Raw genomic sequence first — 16,232 nt, 5'->3', positions numbered from 1 at the left:
AGTGAACGCCCAAGCCTGTCACGGACGGACAGCCTCGCCGATCACTCGCGTGACCTCTCGCAAGGCATCGACTGTCGCCAGCGGGTCGGTCCCGCCCCCTTGGGCAATGTCCGGCTTGCCGCCGCCACCGCCCTTGAGGACCTTGGCCGCCACCCGGACGAGGTCTCCTGCCTTGAGCCCGCGTTCCCTGCCTTTGTCGTTGACCGCGGACACGACGATCGGCTTGTCGTTGGACAGGGTGGTCACCGTCACCGCGGCTGGCCGATCGCCCAGCCGGTCTCGAATGTCGATCACGAACTTGCGCAACTCGTCGTTGTTCGCGGGCTCTGACAGGTGTCGAGCGACCACGGAAACGCCCTGCACATCCATCACGTCGTTCACGAATTCGCCAGCCAGCCGCTTGAGCTGGGCCGCCCGAAGCTGCGTCACTTCCTTCTCAGCATCGCGAAGTTGCTTGAGCAGCGCCGAGACTCGTTCGCTGGCCTCGCTGATCGGCACTTGAAGCAGGTCCGAGATTTTCATCGCCAGGGCACGTTCCTTGGCGAGGAAACGGTACGCCTCCAGGCCGACGTATCCCTCGATCCGTCGCAATCCCGAGCCCACGGACGACTCGCCGATCAGAATGAGCTCATTGATCTGCGAGGAGCGCTCGACATGCGTGCCACCGCACAGCTCGCGAGACCAGGGCCCGCCGATCTCGATTACTCGCACTTCTTCGTCGTAGGTCTCGCCAAACAGTGCAATGGCGCCCATCTCCCGCGCTTCGGGCAACGACGTGTAAACCGCGCGAACCGGTAGATCCTGCCGAATCGCGATGTTAGAGACCTCCTCAATCTCACTGCGGGTCTCCAACGACAGGCCGCCGGTCCAGGAGAAGTCCAAACGCAGGTAGCCAGGCTTGTTGTACGAGCCGGCCTGCAACGCATTCGGCCCGAGCACCTGCCGCAGGGCGGCATGCACGACATGCGTGCCCGAGTGGGCCTGGCGCGCTCCCAGCCGCCATTCCGGGTCAACCTTGGCCAGTACCTCCTGCCCCTCGGTCAACTCGCCGCGTCGCACCCGGACCTGGTGAACCCACAGCTTGCGAGCCACCTTCTGCACGTCCAGCACTTCAAGCTCAAGGCCATCGGCGACGATGGTCCCCGCGTCGCTCTCCTGCCCACCAGACTCGGCATAGAGCGGGGTGCGGTCAAGAACGACTTCGACTATGTCGCCCTCGCTGGCCGCGGGGATGCGCTCACCCTCCCGGATCAGCCCCCGTACAGTAGCTTCGCTCTCCAACTGGTCGTAACCGGTGAACTCGGTAGCACCGAGTTGGAGCAGGTCACGATACACAGTCTTGTCGCCGTGCCCGCCGGTCTTGCGCGCCGCGGCATCAGCCTTAGCCCGAGCGCGCTGCTCGGCCATCAAACGGCGGAAGCCTTCCTCATCCACCGACAGGCCCTGCTCCTCGGCCATCTCCAGGGTGAGGTCGATGGGGAATCCGTATGTGTCATGAAGTTGGAATGCCTTGTCACCTGGGAGGATCAAGCTGCTGCTTGTGCGGACCTCCTTGGCGGCGAGGTCGAAGATCGCGGTACCGGACTTCAACGTCTGCAAGAACGCCGACTCCTCACCCACGGCGGTCCCGTGGATCCGGTCCTGCTCCTTAGCCAACTCGGGGTAGGTCGGGCTCATCACGTCGATGGTGCGCGTCGTCAACTCGTGTACCACCGGTTCCTGTGCTCCCAGCAGCCGCATCATGCGTACAGCTCGGCGAAGAATGCGACGCAGGATGTAACCGCGTCCCTCATTGGATGGCGTCACGCCGTCACCGATGAGCATCACGCTGGCCAGGATGTGATCAGCAACTACCCGAAGCGGGATGTCATCCTTCGAGTTCTGGCCATACTTGGTACCGCTCAACTCCGCCGCCAGATCGAGGATCCGACCGGTCGTGTCGATCTCGAAGATCGTCTTCACGCCCTGGAGCACGGCCGCTACACGGGCCAGGCCAAGGCCGGTGTCGATATTCTTGGCGGGCAGCTCACCGACGATCGGATAGCCCTCTTTGGCCGGCCCCTCACCCCGGATGTTCTGCATGAACACCAGGTTCCAGATCTCCAGGTAGCGCTCACCGTTGGTGTCCGGGCCGCCTTCGGGACCGAACTCCGGGCCGCGGTCAATGCAGATTTCCGAGCATGGCCCGCACGGACCGGGGACACCCATCGACCAGTAGTTGTCCACCATGCCGAGCCGCTGGATGCGGTCGGGCGACACGCCGACATCGGTACGCCAGATGTGCTCGGCCTCGTCGTCATCGGTGTAGACCGTCACCCACAGCTTGGACTCAGGCAGACCCAGGCCGCCGTCGGCCACCGGCCGGGTTAGGAACTCCCAGGCCCAGGGGATCGCCTTCTCCTTGAAGTAGTCGCCGAAGGAGAAGTTGCCGAACATCTGGAAGAACGAGCCGTGACGGGTGGTCTTGCCGACCTCCTCGATGTCGACCGTGCGCACACACTTCTGCACGCTGGCGGCGCGAGGCCAAGGTGGCGGAGCCTCACCGAGGAAGTACGGCTTGAAGGGCGCCATGCCTGCGTTGATCAGCAGCAGCGTAGGGTCATCTGCGATCAGCGACGCCGATGGGACGGCAGTGTGTCCACGCTGCTCGAAGAAGCGAAACGCACGGCTACTGATCTCTGCCGACTGCATGAGAGCCTTCCAATGGGATCGATCGTCGGGACACGGACTACACGTCACACCGAGCCCCCTGTGCAGCTGGTGTGTCGTGGTCCCACCTATGGTAGGCGCGATGACCTAGCCACTTTCAGCAGGTGACCATCCGCAAGGTCAGCGCCTCGCTGAGCAGGTCGTACCCCCAGCCGCTCCATGTGCGGCGCAAACATCACTGAGCGTAGTCCAACATGAATCGGGGTGCACGTCCAGCGACCGCTCATGGACCGGTATGTCCCGCCAGCGCGACTCTCACGGACAGTGAGTATCGACGCTTGGAGGCGCTACCGGACGTGGCTCACCAGATGAGGTGGGAGCTGCACTGCGAGCTTGAGGCCGGTCACGTCGACCGACACTGTGCCCTTGGCCAGCAGGACGGCGATGACGCCTGGTGGCTCCGTTGGGATGACCTCGGCAACCGAGAGCTGGCAATCCACCCGCCTTGTCCAGCCTATGCTGTCTCGGGCGATGAACACTCAGAGCCGTGCACGCTGATCATCGGCCACCCTGGACATCACTCATTCGATCACGTTCTGTGAAGCACAAGCTGTCCTTCTCGCGGAGCGAGCCCGATGGCGTTGGCGCTTGTGTCGAGGACAGCCGCGTGACCCCGTTTGAGCAATGCTCGATGCTGCTCCACCAGAACAGTCGGCAGATGTAGCCACGGCCGTCGGACTGGATGTGACACAGGTCACCGAAGGTGGTTCTCAGTGGGTCGCAAGTTGACACCAGGGGCCCGACCAATACAGTCCATCCGTTCTGCCCGGCTCACAGACTCCGCCGAACGGTGGACTCTGTGCTGCACACGTTGCGTCGGTACGCGAGCTACGTGAGCAGCCCAGCCGCCAGTTCGTCGGTGACCAGTTGGTCTCGCTCCGCAGGGCTCGCCCAGTGGGCCTCGCTGCCGCTCAGGGTCCGGGTGACCATGAGGACGTTGTCAAAGTTCTCGGCCACGGCCCGCATGTGGCTGATCACCGCGACCAGCCGACCGCCCATGGCCTGGCGGGTGAGCGCTTCGAGCGCTTCGCCCAGGACGTTGGTGTCCAGCGAGCCGAATCCCTCGTCGAGGAACAACGCCTCGACGCGACCGCCGCCCCGAGAGGTAAGTTCCACCAGCGCCAACGCCAGGGCCAGGCTTGCCAGGAAGGTCTCGCCGCCCGAGAGGGTCTTGACGTCGCGTGGTTGCCCGGTGTGGCCGTCGACGATGCGGAAGTCGTCGGAGAAGGCGAACCGGTCTTCGGTCATGGACAGGAACAGTTCCGACGCAATGCCCAGCAGCGCCCTTTGCCGGCGTTTGACGACAGCGGCCAGGAACTTGCCGTCAGCGAGAAGGCTGCTGAGCTCACGCAAGCTGTCGACCGTCGGCTGGGCAACCGAAATGCGACGATCCAGTTCGGCGCAGATCGGGAGATCAGCTTGCGCCTTGTCTCGATCCCGTTCGGCTACCTTGGCCTTCGCTTTGGCTGCGATAAAGAGTTCCGTTAGCTCGTCGATCGTGGCGACTCCGGCGCGGGAGAGCGCTTCCGTGATGGCGGTTGCCGCGCCCGCAGCGACGTCATCCTGCGCCGACGCCGCGTCGCGAGACAGCCGGATGATCTCGTCAACGCGGTTGAGGGTCTCCTTGCCCCACTGCGCATCCGTGAGTATCGAGAACGGTTCTGGGCGCGCGGGTATCGCGGGAGGTTCGCTGAGCCAGGGAATGGCCGCAGCGGTGTCCGCCACGGCTTGGATGGTCCTGCTCAACTGTTCTGCGGGTTGTTCGACCCGAGACTGGATGTCCTTGATCACTCCGTTCTTGTTGTCGCGCAACCGTTTAGCCTGTGCCTGTGCGGACTTGAGCTGGGTGGTCACCTCCGCCAACTCACCCTGACGACGCTGCGCCTGGTCCATGGCGCGTTGGATCGCGGCGGTGTTCAGGTCGCCGGAGATCTGGTACGCCGTCGGGAGCGTGTCGTGGGATTCGGCCATCTTGCCTTGCCGCCGTTTGAGGGCTGACCGAGACTTGGCGAGCGCCTTCTCGCGCTTGATCAGCGCGGCTTCGTCGCGCCGAATCTCGGTGATGTCACGGGTTGCGGCGTCCTGGGCGACTTTGGCGGCGTCCACTGCCGTCTGCTTGGCGTCGGCGGCCTGGCGAGCTGTGAACTGCGCGTCGGTGAGCAGAGTTTCGTCGTCCTGGCCAAAATCGACCTTCCCGAGTTCGGCGTGCACCAACTCGAGTGCGGTGTCGCGCTGGCTGATCGCTTCGCTGACCTTGCCGAGGGCGCCCTGGAGAGTGGCCTTGGCAGTGTTGTTGGACTCGACGGCGGCGGCGAGTTCGTCTGCCAGTGCTCGGGCGCGCTTGTTGGCGCGAGTTCGAAGTGCCTTCACCCGAGCGACGTCGGCGACGGCAGGCGGGGCGAAGCCGTCGGGCAACGGGCGCACGCAGACCGGGCACGGATCGCCTGGGCCACTGTGCTCCGCCGCGTGGGCGGCGGCGTTCGTCCGGGACGCGGCCTCGACTTGTTCCTCGGCCGCCTCGGCTTCCGTGTCTGCTTGGGAGGAAGCGTTCGTCGCCTTGTCGACAGCTTCTTCGTGCTCTCGTGCTGCTTGCCGCGCTTTCTCAACCTCGACGGTTGCGGTATCGACTGCTGTGGAGGCGTTCCGGGCGTCGGTGAGCAGCACGCGGTACCGACCAAGCGCGTTCGCCGCAGCCGCGTGGGCCGCGTCCATCTCGTCGGCATGGGTTTGAGCTTGTTCGGCCTCGCGGACAATCTCGACATGCGCATCCTTGCGCGCCTGGAGGTCTGCGCGTTCGGCCTGGATGGCCGCGTCCTCACTATCGAGCTGGCGCTGGTCTTCCTCGATAGCGGGAAGTTGGTCGAGCAGTGACTTCAACGTCGCCAGCGTGGACGCGACGGCAGCGACACCCGTACCGTCGGCGTCCGCGCCATCGAGAACCGCCCCAAGTTCTTCTTCGCGCGCCTCGGCGTCACTCAATTCTCCTTCTATGGTGGAGAGTTGGTGCTTGAGTGCGGCATCGAACTCGATCAGCTGCTGATACCGGTGTTCAGTGTCGGGCGGGATCCTTGTCGTCAACTGTCGCGCGGCCGATCGGCATTCCTGCCCACGGCGAGCCGCGTCATCATGTGTTTTCTGCGCTTCGGTGACAGCGGTCTTGACGGTTTCGAGCCTGCCGTTCTCTGCCTTGGTCTCGGACAGTCGGTGGAGTGCGTCGCGGAGTGCCTCCTCGGGATCGGGCAGCAGACCAGCGCGGCGCACGACCAGCTTGGTCAACAGCGGGTTCAGCCGCTCATACAGGGCTTTGGCCTGGTTCCGGACATCCGTGATGTGATCAAGTCTGAGTGCGGTCTTGAGGATGGCGGTGCGGTTCGCCTCGGGTGTCTGGAGCAGTTCCTGGAATCGCCCTTGCGGCAGGACGACCGCTTTGAGGAACGCGGTGTAGTCCAGCCCGACAAGGCCACGGATCGCGCTGTCGACCGCGCGAGAGTTGTCAACCTCGGTGCCGTCGTCCAAGCAGGTCAAGCGATGGGTCGACGGCGGATAGCCACTCGCGGAAGTGGTCCTGGTGACCCGCCAGGTCTTGCCCTTCGCCTGGAAGGTCAACTCCACGCGCAGGGTGCCGTCGCCTCCGTCGGCGATGAGCCCCTTGCCGCTGCGGGCATCCCAGGTGCACCCGCCGTACAGCGCGAAGCACAGGGCTTCCAGAAGCGAGGACTTGCCGGCGCCTGTGTCGCCCACGATCGCCATCAGGCTCACATTCCTGAAGTCGATCTCTTGCTCGGCCCGATAGGAGCGCAGTCCGCGGAACTTCAGCGTCAGGGGCCTCATCGAGCCACCTCCTCGGTGTGCGTGCCTTGGTCGCATTCCAGTGGATCGGTCAGCAGGGACTCCTCGGCCAACGCGATGGGGCGCTGTTCCTCGATGGAGGTCAGGATCTGGCCGAAGGTCTTCAGGATGCGGTCGGCTGCCACCGTCGTGCTGCCCTGATCGGCGAGGTAGTCACCGAACAGTTGGCGCATGTCGGGCTCGACGTCACCGGCGACCGCTTCCGAGGTGAGGATCTCCAGCCTCTGGTCGGCGCAGACCTCATTCACTTGGAGCAGAACGGCATTCGGCAGCAAGTCTCGAACTTGCTCGGACAACGTCGGCTCGTGCGACGGGGTGTGCACGGTGACCAGACACAGGTCTCGCCCGATCGACGGCGCCGAGGCGCGCAGGTCGTCCAGGGTGCCCTCAAGCCGGCGCAGTTGCCGGCCACCGCTCAGGCCGACGACGTCGACATGGGCGGGTTGTCCGGGGCGCAGGTCGACCAGGACGACGCTCTTGCGTTCCCCTGCCTCGCCGAAGTCGAGCTGGATGGGCGACCCCGCGTAGCGTCCGATGACCTGCGTGCCCGGCAGCTTCTGCGGCTTGTGAATGTGCCCGAACGCGGCGTAGCTGACGGCGGGGACATCCTCGGCGTTGGTCGCGTAGTAGTCCGAGGCGTGCACCGGGCGCTCGCTTCCGGCGAAGTTGGCTCCACCGACGTGCAGGTGTGCGGCGAACATGGCGATGTCGCGGCGGTCGTCGAAGTCGCGCAGCAGCTCTGCGGCCAGCGCCCGCTCCATCCGTCCAATGCGTTCGGCGTAGGCAGCGCGCCAGTGCCTGGTGTCGTCGAAGGCGTCGATGGCCCGGTTGGAATGCACGAACGGCAGAACCGCCAGGCGCAACACGCTGCCGTCGGCTCCGGGGAATCGCAGGACACCTCCCAGATCGGGATCGCGGGGCTGGTCGATGAAGTGGATCCTGCTGTCGGGGCCGAGAAGCTGGGCGAAAAGCTGGAACAGCAGGGGCGAGTCATGGTTGCCGCAGACGACGACCACGGGCGCGACGGCCGCAAGTTCCTGCAAGACCGTCGTAGCCTTGCTCATGTCCGGAATGGACGGTCGAGCGTGGTCGAAGAGGTCCCCTGAGTGCACGATCAGGTCGGGCTTCTCGCTGCGGGCCAAGGTGATGATCTCAGTAAGGACGGTGTCGTGGTCCTCGGCGCGGGGCTCGTTGTAGGTGATCCGACCGAGATGCCAGTCGGAAACGTGGAGAACTCTCATCATTCCTCTCAAGTGGGACTCGGTACGGGGCCGTCACGCCGCCGGGACTCGATGCGCACGCAGATGCGCGAGCATCGCCTGGTTTGCTTCCCAGCCGTCCGGGAATTTCGCGGGAACGCCCAGGTGCATCGGTTCGGCAGGTGGGTGGGCGTCGAGCAGGTCCTGGATGCCGGCGCGGGCCACCACGATGCAGGCGTGTCGATGGCGCGAGGTCAGAACGCACAGGCGGCCCGATTCGAGGTGGAAGGCGGTCGCGTCCCGACGACCGGACAACGGGTGAAGCACGAGAACCATGTCGTATTCGCTGCCCTGCAGGCGATTGGCCGTGTCGACCTTGATCGCCCCGCCGCCGCGCTCGTGGAGCGCCCGGCGAATCGCCGCGGCCTGATCGCGGTGCGCGGCGCCGATCGCGATGCGGCCTGCCGTGACGGGGACTTCGTGCGGGTCGCGCTCGGATTGGGCCACGGCGCCGCGTTGAAGCACCCGCAGGGCCAGGTCGGTGATCGCGTGAACCGCCTGGGTGTCGGTGCGCAACGTGTGCCGCGCCGGCAACTCATGCAACGCCCAGCCCGTGCGAGCGGCCATCTCCAAGGTGTCGTCGACCGGGCCGCCGAACCCTCGGGTCTGGAAGGTCAGCCGTCGCTGATCGGCGGTGGTGGCCGCGCGGAAGCCGGTGAACGGGTAGAACGCCTCGGACACCGGCGGCGCTGCGGATGCGGACAGCCGCCAGGACAGGGGAAGCTGGTGGACCGGCAGGGCGGGGTTGTTGCGGAGCATCGCCGCGACCGCGCTTTGCATCGGATCCCACGTCAGTCCGGTCCAGCGGTCGACCTCAACGGTGGAGAACGGGTCCAACTGGCCAGGATCCCCGACGAACAACGCTCGCTCGAACCGGGTGGCGACGCGCAGCAGCATGTCCGACCGCATCTGGTACGCCTCGTCCACGATCGCCCACGGCCACGGGCCGTCCGTGACGTGGACCCACTTCGCCGCCGTGCCGATGGTGATCGGTGAGCCCTGAAGGTCGGATACTCGGTCGGCGACGATGACATTGGGGTGAGCCACCCGCCCCGTGGGGACATAGCCCTGGGCGGACAGCCTGCCGATGCGCACCGCGGGCGCCTCGCGCGCCATCCGGTCGACCAGGTCGTCGACCTGCTCGTTGGTCTGCGCGATGACCATGACCGGCTCGTCCCCGCGCGCGATCTGCGTGGCGGCTCGGACAACCAGGGTTGACTTGCCCGCTCCCGGTGGCGAATCCACCACCACCCCGCGGTGGCCGCTGGCGGTGAATTCGGACAGCGCCGCGCCAATGACCTGCTCTACCTCGTCTGCCGCGCGGACAGCGGGATCTGCTGCGGTCACGACCACTCCTCCTTCGCGTCATCACCTGTCGGGACCGGCAGGGCCGGAGGGCCGCCGTGCGTCCACGGGGTGTTCTCCCGCGCTGGAAAGGTGCCGCGCGGTTGGTAGTCGTCGGTCAAGATGCTGAAACAGACCTGATCCCCCACCGCCGGCATGGTGCCTGCGGGTGCCGTTCTGCCACGGCCCATACCGCCCGCCAGCTCCAGCGTGATCTCCAGACCGCCGGCTGTCTCGGTCACGGAGACGATCTCCGCGCGTTGCCGTGGCCGTGCCCGATCGGTCACCGGGCCGTCGCCAGGGACAAGCCGCACCGGATCCTGCGTCGAGACGGTGATCAGAGGCCGGAGCACGGCGCTGCGCCCCGCGCCGACCCGCCGGTTCGGCACCGCTGACGTGACGACGCCCACGAAGGCGTCACCAGCGAGCCGGTACTCGGCCATCACCAGCGGGTCGTCGAAGGCCCGCTGCGCGTCGTACTCGGCCTGGTGCCGTTCGAGCTGGTTAAGCCGCATCGCTGCGGCCACCGCGCTGTCCCGCTTGGGCTGCGGATGGCCGCCAGTCGCGACATGCGTGTGGAAGCGCAGGTAGGCGTCCTTGTCCAGATCCCACCGGGTTGCGACATGCTCTCCCGGTGGGAGCGCCCGAAGCTGGTCGATCGCCTGCCACATCAGCCGCCAAGTGGGTTCGAGTTGTCCGCGCAAGGCGGTTTCCAGCCGGGTGACAGCCCGCCGTCGCCGTTCGGGATCAGCGGACGCGCGGTCGTATTCCGCGATGCCGGGCTCCAGCACCTCCCGGTCGAACGTCGTGTCGGTCGCAGGGCCAGCAGGCGGGCACACCAGCGGGTCCTCTGCCGCCAGTGCGGCCTGCGCTCCGTCTGATCCCGGCGGCGGCGCGATCCAGCCCAGCAAGGAGGCGAGGTTGCCGTCCTCGACCGCGCTTTGCCCGGTGGCCCAATGCTCGGCCAAGACGTCCGTCGCAGCCACCAACAACGAGGAACCGGGGTATTCAGCGCGCTCCGCGAGGAAGGTCAGCCACCTGCCCAGCGAGGGCACCGAGACGGGAACCGCGTAGGGGCCGGTGGTGGAGCGAAATCGCGTGGAGCGCCCGAACAGCCGAAGGAAGTCGATGCCCGCACGGTTGGGCACCCACACCTGTGGCGCGTCGGCGACGCGAGGCTTGGACCCGCCACCTGGCCGGCTGCTGGCCACCATCGTGCTGGCGAAACTCCCGATGTAGCCCAACACGGTCAACGCCAGTGAATGAGCGAAATCGAAACGCAGCTCGCGGTTGCGGGGTTGCGCAACGATCAGCAAGCGGGGCGCGTCGCGGTCCCGGCCGACCAGGACGGCCAGCGGCGCGTTCGCCTCGCCCGCCATCGCCAGCGGCACACAGACCAGCGGCCGTTGGCTGACGTGGACGTGCCGGACGGTCGCGATCGGCTGGGCTCGGCCGAGCTCGACAGCGTGTGCCCGCGCCAGCGAGGTGAGTGTGCTCATGCCGCACCACCGAGACACTCGCGGCGCAGGCGTTCAGCCATTTGCAGCACCTGGGCCGCCTCGTGTGCGTGCTCACCGGGGTCGAGCGCGCCGGTGGCCAACCCGAGCGCGGCGGCGATGGTGTCGATCCCGCCGAGGTCTTCCTGAACGGATCGCCCCAGCGCGGCGGTGTGTCCGCGTGCGCCGGTTCGACAGAAGGACGCCATCTCGCAGGTGGCCAGGCACTCGGGCGCGTAGCGGGCTTCGATCTGGCCCAACGCCTCGCACAGCTCGTCAACGGGGCGCGTCGCGACACCAGCCTCGTCACGCCGAAGGTCCAGGGTCAACCCCGGCGGCAGCGTCGAGGCGATGGCGCCGACGTCGGTGAGGCGGGCGAGCTGGCGTCGCACCACGGTCAACTGCTTGCGCACATCGACCAACGCCGCGGTCGGCCGGTTGGAGAAGTCCTCGGGACACACCAGGAACACCTCATGCGACACCACGGCGGAGTCGAACCCTAACTGCTCCATCAACTGGCGCAGCGCCAGGACGTACACGGCGGACTGGATCGCCGCCGAGGCGACCTTGCTGGAATCGGCCCGGCCGTCAATCACCGGAAAGGACTTGATCTCCACGACGTGGAAGCGATCCCGCAGCCGAAACGCGACGAGGTCCGGCTCCAGGTAGACGTCTCGACCGCCGATGGTCATGCGCAGCAGGGGGTGATCGAACAGCGTGCCCGCGTCCTGGTCGGATCGGGCGGCGTGCGCCAATAGCTGGCGGGAGCGGCGGTAGCGTGCTTCGAGTGTCTCGTGTCCGGCGACGCTGTTGAGATCGTCGTAGGACACCTCGGGAAGCGGCAGGGCAAGGTGCTCCCGCAGCAGCCGCAGCAGCTCGGCGCAGCCGTTGGCCTTCACGTACGTCTCAAAGGCGTTGCCGCGGGCGATCGCGAAGCTGGACAGGCCGAACGCGGCGGGGTGGCCGATGTGCTCGGCCAGGGCCTGCTTGTCGATGGACGCCGCGTCCAGGATGCTCCGGCGGGCGCAGCCGGGGTTGCTGGTCAACGCGGCGATCGTTCGGGCGTTGTGCTTTTTCGGCTCGGCCGACCCGCGGATGACGTCCAGGCGGGTGTCGGTGTTGTTCAACTGCTCTTCCTTCGCGGGGGAAGCGCGGGCAGGAAGTCCGCTTCTTTCGCTTACTTCTTGTTTGTGGCACGGGGTACGAGCTTCAGGGCCGAGCCGAACAGCTGATGGATCTCATCGAGTTGTGTTCGGGCTCGGGACGCCGCCGCCTCGCGATGTGCGTGGTCGGCCTCGTCATGTATCGCGAGTTCCGCTCGTGCCGCTTCGGCGACGACCGGAGGCTTCATGGCGTCGAACGACTCGGCGGCACCGGGAATGTTGGTGGCGAACCGCCACAGCAAACTCAACGCGGGCAGGGCTGGCTCGGCCATCCTGTCGATCTGTTCCGACAACTGGATGGCCGCGGTAAGGAAGTCGACGCGTGCGCTGAGCGGGCCGATGACCCGGCGCGGCATGGGCCAGGTTGAGACTGCTAATAGCCCACGGGCAGGTACCAACCGATCCGCGGTCAACGCGCTGCACAAGTAGTACGGGCGAGCGTGCGGAGACGATCGGAAAGAACGCTCCTCATCGCGCCGCAGGCTGGTCAGCTGCGCGCTGGCCATCTCACCCGCGAAGAACGCACCGTGTACGGCGACGATCAACTTGGGCGCGGACGGCACACCGAGCAGGGTGAGCGCCTGGTGAACCTGGTCGCGGATTGGTAGCAACGGACCCGGTTGCCGCCCCCGATCGGGCTCCCGTTCGGGGGCGGTCAACGCAGCCAGGGCGTCATCCCAGGCCCGCTCCGCCCGCCGAAGCTCAGCGCGCAGTTCCCGCGCTCGCGCCGGGTCGCCGGACATGGCCGCTCGTCGCACCTTGGTCCGCAAACCCTCGATGTGACGCTCGAGTTCCTCCAGGGGCTCCGTCATGGGCGAGACGATACCAGAGTTCCAGCATTCTCCAGTAACTACCAGCTTTGTCGGCGTGTTTGCTGGTCAGACCGCATATGTCACACTCCGTCCCCCCAAGGTGCCGGAGTAGGTCATGCCGTGGATACCGCCAACCGGCACGGCGACCGAGGCAGCCGCTCAGCGAGCTTGACTGGCCGCGTCTCGGCAGCTCCGGAATCAGAGCATTGGCGGCCATCGGGCCGGGGGCTCTCCCGTCGGCCTGTCCCGTGCACCAGCGTGCGGCGAACGACGGGCGGCAGGCGCAACGGCATCGACGAGGACTTGTTGCACGGCGAGCGCGCTGGGCACTGACCAGCTAGCGGCGCGTGGATGCATGTGCCAGCGGTAGGACAGGTGACCGTGTGCCGTAGGTGGCAGCGCGATCCACGCCCCGGCGCGGCGGACGCCGATGCTGGGACTCTGGGCCAGTTCGAGCCGCATGGGTTCGCCTGGACTAGCCAGCAGCAGCCATGTACCGAACGGGGTGGCGATGGTCGGTGGGAGACAGCCGTCGGCCCGCATACGTTGCGTGAGGCGGGCTCCGAGAGTCGCGGGAATCTCGATGGCGTCAGCGATGTGTCCACACGCCATGAGGATCGAGTACGGGTGCCGTGTCCACGCGTCCTTCGCGACACCGATATCGGTTATGCCAGTACGGGTCCACGGTTGTGCGACGGGTTCTAGACCATCGACGTGCGTGCGGCCGTGCCACTATCGAGACCCGTCAATCTGGTAGGTGCCTGGCTGAACGGGCCACCCGTGCTCGACGTATTCCACGGCGGCCTCGCGGAACTCGGACCAGCCTGGCTCCGGCTGAAACGCGTCGATCACGACAGCCTCCGTTGAGGACTGTCGATAGTGGACACTAGTTCTCCGTCGATCACATTCACGCTCGGGTCGAGCGGGGTATTCGCGCGGCGGCAGAACTCTTCACCGATCGCGATCAACTCGGCACCGAGCCAGCGGCTGTCCTTGGCGTCCAAGGTCCCATTGATCACTGGTAGCGCCGCTGCGGCCATGGCCTGATTGGCGCGGGCTACGCGCGCCAGAAACTCTCGCTCCGCTGGTGCCACCATCAGCGGTCACCGCCCATCACAGCACCGAGCCGGCAACGACAAGGCCCGTGCCGAAACTCGTGGCCGCTGGCAGGTTCTCTTGTGCGTTGACAGTTGCGGTGCTGTTCATTGTCAGCGGGTCTCGAGAGGAGGTCGGATCGGTAAAGGGGGTCAGCGGCGGTCGGTTGCGGCCAGGTGGTCAGCCACGCGTCGGGTCGCGCCGATGACGACCGACCACGGCGGCAGGGGGTGTCGGGGCCGTGGCGGGGCGATCCACCGCGACGAGTCACCGTCAATCCGGCTGGGGATGATCACCTGCGCGCCTCTGGGTGTGAGATAGACCTTGCGGGCGTGCAGGTCGGCGGGGATGTCGGGCCGCGATGCGGTGGCGGGCGCGGTGAGGAAGGTCCACCAGGTGTCACTTGGGTCAGCGACCACCGGACCGGTCAGCATCGTGATCTTCAGTTCGGCGAGCACGCTGTGGCCGAGCGCGGTCGGCATGGTGACCGCGTCCAGCACCTGGCCGACGGCCACAGCGAGCCTGCGCGGCTCGATGTCCACTGTGACCGGCCAGCCGAGCAGCTCTTCGTAGTGGGTGCGCGCGGCGACCAGGTCACGCAGCCACTGTGGCGCGGCCGGTGTGGACGGTGGATTTGTCAGTCTGACGGTCATGGTTGACCTCCGGAGTAAGTGTCGCTGGGGCAGCGATGCGGGAGGCGATCTCGGCCGTGGATGGCCGGGCGGACGGATCGAGCCGGACTCGCCGGCGGGGAACGGGATCTCCCATTGGTTGAGGCGACGCCGGTGCTGCTGTTCGAGCGGGAGGCGGCATCACGCCGTGTCCGCTACCGGCGAGCCGGTCGAAGGTGAGCACGGCGTCTCGCGTGGCTCCACGGAGGCGTCCGGCTTCCAGCGGAGTCAGGGTCCACGGCCCCCGCGAGGATGCCGTGAGGGTGACACCGTCCGCAGTCAGGCGGATGTGCAGGCGTGCTCGTCGGCCGCGCCCGTCGCGACAGCGCACCGTCCACAGATTGGGGTCGCGTTGCCATCCCAACCTGGCCAGCAGTCGGATCAAGGGTGTCGCGCGCTGGTGTTTGGCCATCGCCGGGTCACCTCCCACATCTGATCGGGGCCGACCCGTACGACCCCGCGCGAGGGGTCGCGGGTGTGCCCAGCCCATCGGCGGGATGGCGGGCTGGAGCCTGGTCGTACGGGTCGGCGGGAGGGTGCGCCGGAGCGGCCTTCCGCGCGTCGGCGTCGCACGGCCCCGATGTCGGGGGTGGCCGCTCGGGCGCACCGGGCTGGGGTGTGAAAGACCTGAACGGGGGCCGGTCGCGGAGGTGTTTCATGGGTTGTCCTCGTCCGTGCCGACGGCGGGCATCGCGGCGGTCTGCTCGGCCGGTGCCTCGGGTGCCAGGGCTGGCCGGTCGTGGCTCGCTGCCCTCCTGGGCAGCGGGGGCGGTGGGGTCGTTGGAAACGGTGGGTAGGAGGCGGCCATCGCCAGCACGCAGCAGTCCGGGCACAGGTGCTCGGGCATCGGCGGGCGCAGCTCCCAGACGTCGTCCACCGGCAGGCCGCACAACCCAGCCGTCGGCTGCGCGGGGTGCACGACGTGGGCGCGGCCGGCGTAGTAGGTGCCGCCGGGCCGGTTGGTGCCCCACCACCATCCCGCTGTTGCTCCCGTGGGCCGCGCCGGTGTCCTGTCTTCCATCAGCGACCGCACCTCGATCACGCCCGCGGGCCACGGGTGGCGGTCTCGGCGACCGCCTCCGCCGTGGCGCTGCTGTCATCGCGGGTCAGTAGGGCCAGCGAGCGCGGCGTATCCGGCTGCCGGAACGACCAGTCCAGCAACTGCATCCCGCTCACGCTCAGTCCCGCGACCGGCGGTCCGATCGAGCCGGGTGGGAGGGTGGGGTAGTCGTGGCGGTGCAGGGCCTGACGCAGGGACAGCGCCTGCGGTAGCAGCGCGTCGCTGCGGTGACGCAACATGCCGTCCACGGACACGATCTGCCCTCGCGCGACCCGCTGCAGGACGCCGCGGACCAGTGCCGGGTTCAGGGTGAGGCTCATCGCCCACCCCCGGCGCGGACGCTGATCCGGCGGACGTGGCCGTGCACGCACTCGTAGAACCCGCACACCATCCGGTACTGGCGGCATCGGTGGCCGCCGGTGGGGAAGGTCAGCACTGGGCGCCCAGCGGGCGGCACGGAGGTGGGGACCCGGTGGCCCGACCCAGGTCGGGGGTCCGGGTCGGACCATCGGGGGCTCGCGTCGGCCACCGCCGCCGTCGACGAGTCCTGCCAGCCCGCACAGCGGCGCGGATCAGCAGGTATCGCCCCAGGCGCGTCCTGGTCGGTCATCGAGATCGGCGTGGCCATGTCCACCACCGTCGCGGCCTGCACCGGCCTTTCCGATCCCCAGCGGTGCTAGCCCCACTGGGGCTTGACTTCGCAGGCTCGACACGACTGGCTGGTACCGAGCGGGGGTCTACGCTGTGAACCTGCGCGAACACTGTCCGATGGTG

At 67.3% G+C, this 16,232-nt stretch carries 14 protein-coding genes; all 14 read right to left on the bottom strand.

Features of this window, described 5'->3' with window-relative positions; genetic code table 11:
• Positions 1-18: 18 nt before the first annotated feature.
• Positions 19-2,691 (bottom strand): alanine--tRNA ligase, encoded by a 2,673-nt coding sequence (alaS, locus tag LWC34_RS54505; protein ID WP_233734537.1) that lies wholly within the window; start codon positions 2,689-2,691, stop codon positions 19-21.
• Positions 2,692-2,996: 305 nt separating this feature from the next.
• A complete protein-coding gene (locus LWC34_RS54500) occupies positions 2,997-3,149 on the bottom strand; it encodes a hypothetical protein (RefSeq protein WP_233734536.1) in 153 nt (50 codons plus the stop codon).
• 388 nt (positions 3,150-3,537) lie between these two features.
• On the bottom strand, positions 3,538-6,540 hold the full coding sequence (locus LWC34_RS54495; RefSeq protein WP_233734535.1) for an AAA family ATPase: 3,003 nt from the start codon (positions 6,538-6,540) through the stop codon (positions 3,538-3,540).
• Positions 6,537-7,799, bottom strand: a complete 1,263-nt coding sequence (locus LWC34_RS54490) for a metallophosphoesterase family protein (protein ID WP_233734534.1) — start codon at positions 7,797-7,799, stop codon at positions 6,537-6,539. The genes LWC34_RS54495 and LWC34_RS54490 overlap by 4 nt, the downstream gene beginning before the upstream one ends.
• A 33-nt stretch (positions 7,800-7,832) precedes the next feature.
• Entirely contained in the window at positions 7,833-9,164 is a 1,332-nt protein-coding gene (locus tag LWC34_RS54485; RefSeq protein WP_233734533.1) for an AAA family ATPase, read from the bottom strand.
• A complete protein-coding gene (locus tag LWC34_RS54480) occupies positions 9,161-10,660 on the bottom strand; it encodes a hypothetical protein (protein ID WP_233734532.1) in 1,500 nt (499 codons plus the stop codon). The genes LWC34_RS54485 and LWC34_RS54480 overlap by 4 nt, the downstream gene beginning before the upstream one ends.
• A complete protein-coding gene (locus LWC34_RS54475) occupies positions 10,657-11,784 on the bottom strand; it encodes a PD-(D/E)XK nuclease family protein (RefSeq protein ID WP_233734531.1) in 1,128 nt (375 codons plus the stop codon). The genes LWC34_RS54480 and LWC34_RS54475 overlap by 4 nt, the downstream gene beginning before the upstream one ends.
• A gap of 50 nt (positions 11,785-11,834) precedes the next feature.
• Entirely contained in the window at positions 11,835-12,632 is a 798-nt protein-coding gene (locus LWC34_RS54470) for a hypothetical protein (RefSeq protein WP_233734529.1), read from the bottom strand.
• 198 nt (positions 12,633-12,830) lie between these two features.
• The gene (locus LWC34_RS54465) at positions 12,831-13,244 is read right to left on the bottom strand and encodes a hypothetical protein (RefSeq protein WP_233734528.1); all 414 of its coding nucleotides are present in this window, start codon (positions 13,242-13,244) and stop codon (positions 12,831-12,833) included.
• A gap of 236 nt (positions 13,245-13,480) precedes the next feature.
• On the bottom strand, positions 13,481-13,729 hold the full coding sequence (locus LWC34_RS54460; protein ID WP_233734527.1) for a hypothetical protein: 249 nt from the start codon (positions 13,727-13,729) through the stop codon (positions 13,481-13,483).
• A gap of 150 nt (positions 13,730-13,879) precedes the next feature.
• Positions 13,880-14,380, bottom strand: coding sequence for a hypothetical protein (locus tag LWC34_RS54455; protein ID WP_233734526.1), 501 nt, complete (start codon positions 14,378-14,380; stop codon positions 13,880-13,882).
• Between the two features lie 673 nt (positions 14,381-15,053).
• Positions 15,054-15,419, bottom strand: coding sequence for a hypothetical protein (locus tag LWC34_RS54450; RefSeq protein WP_233734525.1), 366 nt, complete (start codon positions 15,417-15,419; stop codon positions 15,054-15,056).
• Between the two features lie 17 nt (positions 15,420-15,436).
• Entirely contained in the window at positions 15,437-15,778 is a 342-nt protein-coding gene (locus LWC34_RS54445) for a hypothetical protein (RefSeq protein WP_233734524.1), read from the bottom strand.
• Positions 15,775-16,110, bottom strand: coding sequence for a hypothetical protein (locus tag LWC34_RS54440; RefSeq protein ID WP_233734523.1), 336 nt, complete (start codon positions 16,108-16,110; stop codon positions 15,775-15,777). The genes LWC34_RS54445 and LWC34_RS54440 overlap by 4 nt, the downstream gene beginning before the upstream one ends.
• Between the last annotated feature and the right edge of the window lie 122 nt (positions 16,111-16,232).

This window comes from Kibdelosporangium philippinense, assembly GCF_021390435.2.
Taxonomy (GTDB): domain Bacteria; phylum Actinomycetota; class Actinomycetes; order Mycobacteriales; family Pseudonocardiaceae; genus Kibdelosporangium; species Kibdelosporangium philippinense.
The sequence above is the reverse complement of the archived record's forward strand: the minus strand, read 5'-3'. Positions and strand labels throughout refer to the sequence as shown.